We start from the raw sequence: 10,398 nt of genomic DNA, 5'->3' as shown, positions 1-10,398 counted from the left end.
CCGCTGCGCTGGGCGCGGGCGGGCTCTGCCGGGCGCACGCCGCCGAGCGTGGCGATTTCCTGGCCGATCAGCTTCTCGATGCCGCGCAGGTCCGCCATCTCCTCGACGCCGCAGAAGCTCACCGCGCGGCCGTCACGACCAGCGCGGGCGGTGCGGCCGATGCGGTGGACGTAGTTGTCCGCCACGTTCGGCAGGTCGAAGTTGTAGACGTGGCGCACGTCGGGGATGTCGATGCCGCGCGCGGCGACATCGGTGGCCACCAGCACGCGCATTTCGCCCTTGCGGAAGGCGTCGAGCGCGCGGTTGCGCTGGCCCTGGCTCTTGTTGCCGTGGATCGCGCCGACGGCGAAACCGGCCTGGTCGAGCTTGCGCGAGAGCTTCTCGGCGCCATGCTTGGTGCGGCAGAAGACAAGCGCCAGCTCGTCGCGGTGATCATCGAGCAGCCCGGTCAGGGTCTCGATCCGCCTCGGCGTTTCGACGAAGATCACCGACTGCTCGATCTTGTCGGCGGTCTTGCCCGGGGGGGGCGACCTGGATGCGCACCGGATCGTTCAGGTAAGCGCTGGCGATCTCGTTCATCTGCTTGGGCATGGTGGCCGAGAAAAGCAGCGTCTGGCGCTTGGCCGGCAGGTCGCGGGCGATGCGGCGCAGGGCGTGAATGAAGCCGAGGTCGAGCATCTGGTCGGCCTCGTCGAGGACGAAATGCGTCACCTGGTCGAGCTTCAGCGCGCCGCGATCCATCAGGTCGATGAGGCGGCCAGGGGTGGCGATCAGCAGGTGCGTGCCCTTTTCGAGCTTGCGCGACTGCACGTTGATCGAGTTGCCGCCAACCACCAGCGTCAGGCGCAGGTGCGCGCCGGTGAGCACCGACGACAGCGTGTCGTGAATCTGCGCGGCGAGCTCGCGCGTGGGGGCGAGGATCAGCGCCTGCGCCGATTTCGGGGCGCAGCGGGTCTGGCTGGCGAGCAGCGCATCGGCGATCGGCAGGCCAAAGGCAAAGGTCTTGCCGGTGCCGGTCTGGGCAAGGCCCATCACGTCGCGGCCAGCGAGGGCCTCGGGGATGGCCTGAGTCTGGATCGGAGTCGGCTGAGTGAGATTCTGCTCGGCCAGGCGAGCCAGAAGGGCGGGGCGGAGCCCCAGCGTGTCGAATGTCATGAAAATCCTTTCGGGGAGGGCCAGGAGAGGCCGTCGCCGTATGTGCGCCTTTGCGCGGGAGGAGATGTGCAGCGGGCTGCGATTGGACGCACGGGCCGGATTGCCCGAATGCCGTAATCGCAAGAACTCCTTCGCGAGGCCGGACCCATGGAAGGGTGCCAACGGCGGGAAATCTGGCATCGCAGGCGCGGGGCGGTTGGCCCCGGGCTGGTAAGGAACCGGCGATCACGCGGGCTAAATGGGGGGGAAACGGCAAGAAAGTCAATGCTACAGGCGTGAAATGGCCGGACACAGGAACATGGCTTGTAATTCCGGCCCGCAGAGCCCATCTTGGCAGGGCTACTGAATTTCGTTTCCTGATTCCTCCACGGCTCAGCATTCGACGTTGAGACGCCGGGTCGCCGCGCATTGTGGGCGACAAAGATAGAGGAATACAACCATGGCAACTGGTACCGTCAAGTGGTTCAACACCACCAAAGGCTTCGGCTTCATCGCACCCGATGGTGGCTCGAAGGACGTCTTCGTGCACATCTCCGCGGTTGAGCGTTCGGGCCTCACCGGCCTCGCAGACAACCAGAAAGTGTCGTTCGACATCGAAGCAGGCCGTGACGGCCGCGAGTCGGCGATCAATCTGGAACTGGTGTAAACCATTCCTGATGGGACTGCGGTCCTGCCAAGAGACACGGAAGAGCGGGCCCTCGGGTCCGCTCTTCTGTTTTCGGGTGCCAGTGTTTTCGGGTGCCGGCGTCCGCCCGGCGGGCTGCGCTTACACCCCCCGCGCGCTGCGCCCCGGCTGCGATGGCCTCGCGCAGCTTGCGCTCGAGCATCTTCTGCTTCGAGGGGGTGAAGTACTTCAGCCCGAACATGTCCTTCACGTAGAAGGTGTCCACCACCTGCTCGCCGTAGGTCGCGATGACCGCCGAGACGATGTAGACATGGCTTTCCGACAGGGTCCGCGTCAGGTCGTAGAGCAGGCCGGGACGGTCGCGCGTGTCGACCTCGATGATCGTGTAGATGTCCGAGCCCTCGTTGTCGAAGCTGATAGAGGTGGGCACCTTGAAGGCCTGCTCGCGCTTCTTCAGCTTGCCACGCTGCTCGATTGCCTCGCGCGGGCGAACCTCGCCCATCAGCGTCTTGCGGATCATCTCGCGCAGGCGGGGCAGGCGGGCCTCTTCATAGGGTGAGCCGTCGGCGTCCTGGATCCAGAAGGCGGCGGTGGCATAGCCGTCCTTCGAGGTGAAGGTGCGCGCGTCCACCACGTTGGCGCCGACCAGCGAGAGCGCCCCGGCGAGCCGGGCGAAGATCCCCGGGTGGTCCTGCAGCGCAAAGCAGGCGCGGGTGGCGTCGCGGTCCTCGTCGGGGTGGATGTCGATCTTGATCTCGTCATCCTTGATGTCGCGCAGCAGCTTGGCGAAAACCTCGTGAGCGGTGACATGCAGCCCCTGCCAGTAGGATTCGTAGTGCCGCCCGGTCTCGGTGCGCAGCGCCTTGGCATCCCAGTCAGAGAGCGCCTCGCGGAGCGCCTTCTTGGCCTCGTTGCCGCGGTTCTCGCGGTTAAGCGCCTCCATACCGTCCTCGAGCCCGCGCCGGGTCTGGCGGTAGAGCGCACGCAGCAGCGCCGCCTTCCAGTTGTTCCACACGTCCGGGCCGACGCCGCGGATGTCGCAGACGGTGAGCACGGTCAGCAGGTCGAGCCGTTCGCGGGTTTGAACCGCCTTGGCGAAGTCGCGCACGGTGCGTGGGTCGGCGATGTCGCGCTTTTGGGCCATGTCGGACATGAGCAGGTGGTAGCGAACGAGCCATTCGACCGTTGCGCTCTCCTGCTTGCTGAGGCCGAGGCGCGGCGCCACCTTGCGGGCGATCTGCGCGCCGAGCACGGCGTGGTCCTCGTCGCGGCCCTTGCCGATGTCATGGAGCAGCAGCGCGGTGTAGAGCACCTTGCGGTTGACGCCCTCGCGCAAGATCGACGAGGCCACGGGCAGGTCCTCGACGAGGTCGCCATGCTCGATCTGCGACAGGTTGCCGATGCACTGGATGGTGTGCTCGTCCACCGTGTAGCTGTGGTACATGTTGAACTGCATCATCGCCACGATTGGCTCGAACTCGGGGATGAAGGCGGCGAGCACGCCAAGCTCGTTCATCCGGCGCAGCGAGCGCTCGGGATTTCCGTGCTTCAACAGCAGATCCATGAAGATGCGCTGCGCCTCGCGGTCGCCCCGCATGTCTTCGTCGATGAGATGCAGGTTGGCCTTCACCAGCCGCATCGCGTCGGGGTGCAGCAAGAGGCCGGTGCGCAGCCCTTCCTCGAAGAAGCGCAGCAGATTGATCTTGTCGGACAGGAAGGCGATCGGATCGACGATGGCGAGGCGATTGTGCACCACCTCGTAGCCGTCCTTCACGTTCGGCCCGCGCTTGAACATGCGCAGCAGCAGCGGCGCGTCCTTCTGCTGCTCGGCCTCAAGCGAAGTGAGGAAGATGCGGGTAAGATCGCCCACCGAGGTGGCGTGGCGGAAGTAGTCCTGCATGAACCATTCCACCGCGCGGCGCCCGCCGCGATCAGTGTAGCCCATGCGGTCCGCCACCTCGACCTGCATGTCGAAGGTCAGCTGCTCGACCGCGCGGCCCGCGGCGAGATGCATGTGGCAGCGGGTGGCCCAGAGGAACTCCTCGGCGCGGTAGAAGGTGCGGTACTCCTCGGGACGGAAGACCCCGAGCCGCACCAGATCCTCGGTGTCGTCGGTGTGGTGGACATACTTGGTGATCCAGTAGAGCGACTGCAGATCGCGCAGCCCGCCCTTGCCCTCTTTCACGTTGGGCTCGACCACGTAGCGCAGCCCGTGCTTGCGGTGCCGCTCCGAGCGTTCCTCGAGCTTGGCGGCGACGAAGGCGCGCTCGGTGCCCTTGAAGAGGTCGCTCCAGAGCTTGTCCTCAAGCTCGTCGGCCAGCGGCTTGTGACCGATGAGGTAGCGGTGCTCGAGCATCGCCGTTCGGATGGTGAAATCCTCGGCCCCGAGCCGCAGGCAGTCCTTCACCGTACGCGAGGCATGGCCGACCTTCAGCTTCAGGTCCCAGAGCATGTAGAGCATCGACTCGATGACGCTCTCGGCCCAGGCGGTGATCTTGTGCGGGGTCAGGAACAGCAGGTCGACATCGGAGAAGGGCGCCATCTCGCCGCGCCCGTAGCCGCCCACGGCGAGCACCGAGAGCCGCTCGCCCTTGGTCGGGGTGGGATTGCGGTGCAGGTGCTGCGTGGCGACGTCGAAACAGATGCGCACCAGCCCGTCGGTGACCCATGTGTAGGCATGGGTGACGGGGAAGGCGTTGTGCGGCTGGCGCGCGAATTCCCGGGCGATGGTCTCGCGGCTCTGCCTACTGGCCTCGCCCAGGATTTTAACCACCGAGGTGCGCACCGCGCCTTCGCCGCCCTCGCTTGGGAGGGCGGCGAAGACCTGGGCACGAACGGCCGCGATGTCGAAGATTTCCGTGGCCGGGGCGATCAGGTCGTCCGGCAGGATATCGGACGTGTCAGTAACCGGCGCCGGAGAAACTGGAGGGGGCAGGGTCAAGAATCGTTACCTGGCTGTTCTGGATGGTGGCGACGGCGAGGCCACGCTCGTTGGTGCCGTCCGACTTCAGCCTGAATACACCGCCGGTGCCTTGGAAACCAGCGGCTTGCGTCAGCGCGCGGCCGGTGAGGGCATCGTTGCGGCCCTGCGCGACCAGCGCGCCGATGGCGGCAACACCGTCAAAGGCCAAACCGGCCAGCGGGTGCGGCTCGGCCCCGTAAGCCCCGCGGTAGCGGGCGTTGAAATTGCGCTGCATGGCCTGGTCGGGCATGGTGAACCAGGCGCCCTGCGCCCCGGGATAGGAGAAGAGTTGCGGTGCCACGTCCCAGCGGGTCAGGCCGATGTACTGGGTCACCGCCGGGTTCACGCCGTTCTCGGGCATCAGCTGCAGCAGCAGCGGCATGGCGGCATTCGTGGCGTCGGACGTGATGAAGACCGACTGCGCGCCGCTGCTGCCGATGATGCTGCTCATCGACTGCGCGGTGCGGGTCACTCCCTCGACGCTGAGCTCGTAGGGCTGCTCGGCGACCACCGAGACGCCGTTGCGCGCGGCGGCCTGGCTGATCGCGGTGCGGCCGAACTCGCCCGGCACGTCCTGGGAGTAGAGCACGGCGACCGAGTTGATGCCGCGGCGGGTGCCGAAGCCCATCAGGCGGTCGGCGGTATTGGCGAAGGTCGGGCCGAGGATGAAGAGGTTGCCCCCGGCGATCGAGGCATTGTTGGAGAAAGCGAGCACGTTGACGCCCTCATCGGCGACGACCTTGGAGGCCTCGACTGCTTCCTCGCCGCGGAGCGGGCCGAGGATGATCCGCGCGCCCTCGTCGACGGCGCGCTGGGCCTGGGCCGCGGCCTGGGCGGGCTGGCCGGCGGTGTCATAGACCGCGAGGTCGATCTGCGCATTGCCGAGATCGGCGATCGCAAGCCGCGCGGCGTTCTCGAGATCACGGGCCACGGCGGCGGCGGACGGATCGGATTGCGGCACCAGCAGCGCCACGCGGACGGTCTGGCCGGGATCGATGCTTGGCCCACCGCTGCCGGCGGAGCCGAGATCGGTCATGGTCGAGACATCGCAGGCGGCAAGCAGGGCGGCGGTGGCGAACATGGCGACCGGGCGCAGCGCCTTGCGGGCGCGGGCGAAAAGGGCGAACATTGGTGGCTGGCTCCCTCGTTGACGCCCAAGCGGTTCTTCCGCATGAGCATTTGGGAGCAATCATAGTACAGCGGGGGATCGGGTCCAGTGATGAATCCCGAAAGAAGCGGTTTGGTGCCGGGGCTCTACCTGGTATCCACGCCTATCGGAAACGCGCGCGACATCACGCTGCGGGCAATCGACGTGCTGCGCGCCGCCGACGTGCTGGCGGCGGAGGACACCCGCAGCCTCAAGCGGCTGATGGAGATCCTCGGCATTCCACTCGGCGAGCGGCCATGCCTCGCTTACCACGACCACAATGGCGCCAAGATGCGGCCGCGGCTGATGGCGCTGATGGCAGAGGGAAAATCCGTCGCCTATGCTTCCGAGGCGGGCACGCCGATGATCTCGGATCCGGGCTTCGATCTCGCCCGCGCGGCACGCGAGGAGGGGCACCTCGTGACCGCGGCGCCGGGCGTCTCGGCGGTGATCACCGCGCTCACCCTGGCCGGGCTGCCGACCGACCGGTTCCTGTTCGCGGGCTTCCTGCCCAACGCCAAGGGTGCCCGCCGCAACGCGCTGGCGGCGCTGAAGCAGGAGGTGGCGACCCTGGCCTTTTACGAGTCGCCCAAGCGGCTGGGCGCGATGCTGGCGGATGCGGCGACGGCACTCGGCGGCGAGCGCCGGGCGGCGGTCTGCCGGGAACTGACCAAACGCTTCGAGGAGGTGCGCGAAGGCACCTTGGACGAGCTGGCCGGGATCTACGCCGAGACGCCACCAAAGGGCGAGATCGTGGTGCTGATCGGCAAGGGAAGTTCGGAGAAAATTAGCGAATCTGACTTAGAAGCAGAATTGCTGGCCGCGCTGGGCGAGATGTCTGTGCGGGATGCCGCGGACTACGTGGCGCAGGCAAATGGGATCGCCCGGCGGCCGGTCTACCAGCTTGCCCTAAAGCTCGCGAAGGAACGCGGCTGAGGGGGATAGGGGGCGTAGGGTCAGACTTGGTCCGGCAGACCTGGTTCGGCAGGCTGCGGGTGCGCATCGAGCTGCAGGTGCGCATCAAAGAGTGCAATGGGGTCGGGAAAGGAACAGCATGTCGATACATCCGTCGCAGATGGAATTCGATTTTTCCCGCTCGCCGCCCGTGCCCGCTATACTTCCCCCGCGCCGTGCGGAGGTGGACCGGCTCCGGCGGCGGTCGCGCGGCGAAATGAGCTACTTTGCCGGCCTCGCCGCCGAGGAAGGGATCGCCCGGGATTACGAGCGGCGCGGCTACCCGCTGCTGCGCCGTCGCTGGCGCGGGCGATCTGGAGAGATCGACCTGATCTTCCGGGACGGGGCTGGCTTTGTCTTCGTCGAGGTGAAGGCCAGCTGGAGCTTCGATCAGGCGCTGGAGCACCTGCGCTGCCGGCAGATCCGGCGGCTTCAGAAGAGCGCGGAGGAATTTGTCGGCACGCAGCCTCTGGGCGCACTCAGCGAGATGCGCTTTGACGTGGCGCTGATGGATCGCCACGGGCTGATCCGGGTGATCGAGAAGGCTTTCGGCCCATAGGCTTCACGGAGGGCCGGCCCTGCCATTGCGCCTCGCGCGCCGCTGCGCCATGTATGGCGAAAGCCATGCGCGGAGACCGACATGAAGATCGCCTTTCAGATGGACCCGATCGGGTCCGTGAATATCGACGCCGACAGCACATTCCGCCTTGCCGAGGAAGCACAGGCGCGGGGCCACGAGCTGTTTTACTACGGGCCCGATGACCTTGCCTACGAAGAGGGGCGGGTGACCGCGCGCGGCCATTGGATGACTGTGCAGCGGGTGGCAGAGCAGCCGGCGATACTGGGCCCGCGCACGGTCGTGGACCTGGCCGAGGTCGACGTCGTCTGGCTGCGGCAGGATCCGCCCTTCGACATGCATTATATCACCACGACCCATCTTCTCGACCGGATCGCGCCGGGCACGCTGGTGGTGAACGATCCTTTCTGGGTACGCAACTCGCCCGAAAAGCTGCTGGTGCTGAACTTCCCCGAGCTCACGCCACCGACGACCATCGCGCGCGATCTCGAGACGATCAAGGCGTTCAAGGCCAAGCATGGGGACGTGATTCTCAAGCCGCTCTACGGCAATGGTGGGGCGGGGGTGTTCCGTCTCGACCAGAACGACCGCAATCTCAGCTCGCTACACGAGCTCTTCACCAGCTTCTCCCGCGAGCCGCTGATCGTGCAGAAGTACCTTCCCGCGGTGAGCAAGGGCGACAAGCGGGTGATCCTCGTCGATGGCGAGCCGGTGGGGGCGATCAACCGTGTGCCGGCGGCGGGCGAGGTGCGTTCGAACATGCATGTCGGCGGCCGTCCGGAAAAGGTGGAACTGACCGCGCGCGACCGTGAGATCTGCGCCACCATCGGCCCGGTTCTGAAGGAGAAGGGGCAGGTTTTCGTTGGCATCGATGTGATCGGCGATTGGCTGACCGAGATCAACGTGACCTCGCCGACTGGCATCCAGGAGCTGGAGCGCTTCGACGGGATCAACGTGGCGGCCCGGATCTGGGAAGCGATCGAGGCCAAACTGGCCTGAACCCGGGCCGGGCGACGTGCGATGAGCTGGCAGCTGACCACGCTCAACGCCGGGCTGCGCCTACTGGCCAAGCCGCGGCTCGCCCGCACCCCCGGACCGGAGGACGCGGCGCGCGATCTTGACCATCACGCGCCGCTCTTCATGCGCCAGCCGATCCACCTGCTGCACCTGCGCCGGCCGGGCGGGCTGCATTGGATCAGCGCCGGGCGCTGCACGCCGCGGCAGGTGATCTTCTACCTGCATGGCGGCGGCTATGTCTCGGGCAGCCCCCGTACCCACCAGGGGGTGATGGCGCGGCTGTCGCTCCTGTCGGGGGTCGAGGTCTGCGCGCCCGACTACCCGCTGGCGCAGGAGGCGCCCTTTCCGGCGGCTTTCGATGCGGTGAGCGTCGCATGGGAACGGCTCCGCGGGCTCGGATACGCGCCGGAGCAGGTGGTGCTCGCCGGCGATTCCGCGGGCGGCGGCTTGGCGCTGTCGCTGCTGGCGCAGCTTTGCGCCCGTGACGAGGCGCCGGCGGGGGCGCTGGTTTTCTCGCCCTGGACCGATCTTGCCATGCGCGGCGAGAGTCTGCGCCGCAACGCCGGCGCCGATCCCTTCCTGCCGGTGGAACGCATCCTCGAGCTGGTTGAGATCGTGGCGGGCCGCGGGCGCCGCGATGACCCACGCCTCTCACCGCTCTACGCCGACTTCCCGGGCTGCCCGCCGGTGCGCCTGTGCTGGGGAGAGAGCGAGATACTCTGCGACGACGGGCGGCGCATGGCAGCGCGCCTGCGGCAGGCTGGCGCACGGGTCGAGGTCGAGACGCACCCGCTGGCACCGCATGCCTGGCCGGTTTTCGACGGCTGGATCCCCGAGGCGCGGGCGACACTGCGCCGGTCCGCGCGCTTTGTTCAGGAGGTCCTGGGCGACACCAGCCGGTAACTCAGCGCCTCGGCCACCTGCGGGCGGCGCACCTCCTCTTCCCCGGCGAGGTCGGCGAGGGTGCGGGCCACCCGCAGCACCCGGTGATAGCCGCGCATCGACAGGCCGAAGCGCTCGGCGGCGCGCAGCAGCAGGGCGCGGCTCTCGGCATCCGGCGCGGCAATCTCGTCGAGCAGCCGCCCGTCGACATCGGCATTGGTGCGCAGGGCCGGGTGGTTCGCGTAACGCGCCGCCTGGCGCGCGCGCGCCGCGGCGACGCGGAGCGCGACCGAAGCGCTGTCCTCGCCTGAAGGCGGCAGTGACATGTCCTCGAGCGTGACGGGCGGCACTTCGAGGCGCAGGTCGAAACGGTCCATGAGCGGGCCGGAAATCCGCCCGAGGTAGTCCTCGGCGCAGGTGGGCGCGCGCGAGCAGGCGCGGGCGGGATCCCCGGCCATGCCGCACTAGCAGGGGTTCGCCGCGGCGACCAGCAGGAAACGGCAGGGGTAGGTGACATGGGCATTGGCGCGGCTGACGGTGATTTCGCCGCTTTCCAGCGGCTGGCGCAGGCTGTCGAGGACGTTGCGCGGAAACTCAGGCAGCTCGTCCATGAAGAGCACGCCGTTGTGCGCGAGGCTGATCTGTCCGGGTCGGGCGCCGCGCCCGCCGCCGGTGAGCGCCGCCATCGAGGCGGTGTGATGGGGTTGCTGGAAGGGGCGGGCCATCGACAGCTTCCCTTCGGCCAGCTCGCCGGCGAGCGAGCGGATCATCGCCGTCTCCAGCGCCTCGGAGGCAGCGAGCGGCGGCATGAGGCCGGGCAGGCGGCGGGCGAGCATCGACTTGCCGGTGCCGGGCGGGCCGGTGAAGAGCAGGTGGTGGCGCCCCGCGGCGGCGATCTCCAGCGCCCGCTTGGCGCGTTCCTGCCCGGTGACGTCGCAAAGGTCCGGCCCCTGCGTTCCAATGTCCGCAGGACCGGGCTGCGCAGGGTCGAGCGGCCCGGCGCCGGTGAAGTGGCGGATCGCCTCGGTGAGGGTGCGGGCGGCGAGGACGCGGCAGGAGGCGACCCAGGCGGCCTCGGG

The 10,398-nt window shown here is 67.8% G+C and carries 7 protein-coding genes and 2 pseudogenes; 5 read left to right on the top strand and 4 right to left on the bottom strand.

The annotated features are described in order from the left end of the window. A pseudogene (locus tag CLG85_RS26035) lies at window positions 1-1,155 on the bottom strand (DEAD/DEAH box helicase); the annotation flags it as partial. Window positions 1,156-1,594: 439 nt separating this feature from the next. Between CLG85_RS26035 and CLG85_RS26030 the strand changes: the two are divergent. Beyond that, the gene (locus CLG85_RS26030) at window positions 1,595-1,801 is read left to right on the top strand and encodes a cold-shock protein (RefSeq protein ID WP_095884218.1); all 207 of its coding nucleotides are present in this window, start codon (window positions 1,595-1,597) and stop codon (window positions 1,799-1,801) included. Here the strand turns inward: CLG85_RS26030 and CLG85_RS26025 are convergent. Next, entirely contained in the window at window positions 1,782-4,721 is a 2,940-nt protein-coding gene (locus CLG85_RS26025) for a [protein-PII] uridylyltransferase (protein WP_260350273.1), read from the bottom strand. The genes CLG85_RS26030 and CLG85_RS26025 overlap by 20 nt on opposite strands. After that, window positions 4,681-5,871, bottom strand: coding sequence for a penicillin-binding protein activator (locus CLG85_RS26020; RefSeq protein WP_095884216.1), 1,191 nt, complete (start codon window positions 5,869-5,871; stop codon window positions 4,681-4,683). The genes CLG85_RS26025 and CLG85_RS26020 overlap by 41 nt, the downstream gene beginning before the upstream one ends. A gap of 90 nt (window positions 5,872-5,961) precedes the next feature. Here CLG85_RS26020 and rsmI point away from each other — a divergent pair, with 90 nt between their 5' ends. The 4 genes from rsmI (at window position 5,962) to CLG85_RS26000 (ending at window position 9,340) form a co-directional block, all read left to right on the top strand. Beyond that, entirely contained in the window at window positions 5,962-6,825 is an 864-nt protein-coding gene (rsmI, locus tag CLG85_RS26015) for a 16S rRNA (cytidine(1402)-2'-O)-methyltransferase (RefSeq protein ID WP_095884215.1), read from the top strand. 235 nt (window positions 6,826-7,060) lie between these two features. Then, the gene (locus CLG85_RS26010; RefSeq protein ID WP_235865515.1) at window positions 7,061-7,402 is read left to right on the top strand and encodes a YraN family protein; all 342 of its coding nucleotides are present in this window, start codon (window positions 7,061-7,063) and stop codon (window positions 7,400-7,402) included. 81 nt (window positions 7,403-7,483) lie between these two features. Then, window positions 7,484-8,419 (top strand): glutathione synthase, encoded by a 936-nt coding sequence (gshB, locus tag CLG85_RS26005; protein WP_095884213.1) that lies wholly within the window; start codon window positions 7,484-7,486, stop codon window positions 8,417-8,419. Window positions 8,420-8,440: 21 nt separating this feature from the next. Continuing rightward, a complete protein-coding gene (locus CLG85_RS26000) occupies window positions 8,441-9,340 on the top strand; it encodes an alpha/beta hydrolase (RefSeq protein WP_095884212.1) in 900 nt (299 codons plus the stop codon). On the opposite strand, the pseudogene CLG85_RS25995 reads toward CLG85_RS26000, so the two are convergent. Beyond that, window positions 9,310-10,398: pseudogene (locus tag CLG85_RS25995) on the bottom strand (YifB family Mg chelatase-like AAA ATPase); the annotation flags it as partial. The gene CLG85_RS26000 and the pseudogene CLG85_RS25995 sit on opposite strands and share 31 nt — an antisense overlap.

The sequence above is a fragment of the Alloyangia mangrovi genome (assembly GCF_002300555.2).
Lineage (GTDB): Bacteria > Pseudomonadota > Alphaproteobacteria > Rhodobacterales > Rhodobacteraceae > Salipiger > Salipiger mangrovi.
This window is presented reverse-complemented; position numbering and strand designations above follow the sequence as displayed.

What these genes read in the sequence shown, in the direction of transcription:
- rsmI (WP_095884215.1), top strand. Translation starts at nt 5,962, where the DNA reads ATGAATCCCGAAAGAAGCGGTTTGGTGCCGGGGCTCTACCTGGTATCC.
- gshB (WP_095884213.1), top strand. Translation starts at nt 7,484, where the DNA reads ATGAAGATCGCCTTTCAGATGGACCCGATCGGGTCCGTGAATATCGAC.
- CLG85_RS26000 (WP_095884212.1), top strand. Translation starts at nt 8,441, where the DNA reads ATGAGCTGGCAGCTGACCACGCTCAACGCCGGGCTGCGCCTACTGGCC.
- CLG85_RS26010 (WP_235865515.1), top strand. Translation starts at nt 7,061, where the DNA reads ATGAGCTACTTTGCCGGCCTCGCCGCCGAGGAAGGGATCGCCCGGGAT.
- CLG85_RS26030 (WP_095884218.1), top strand. Translation starts at nt 1,595, where the DNA reads ATGGCAACTGGTACCGTCAAGTGGTTCAACACCACCAAAGGCTTCGGC.
- CLG85_RS26020 (WP_095884216.1), bottom strand. Translation starts at nt 5,871, where the DNA reads ATGTTCGCCCTTTTCGCCCGCGCCCGCAAGGCGCTGCGCCCGGTCGCC.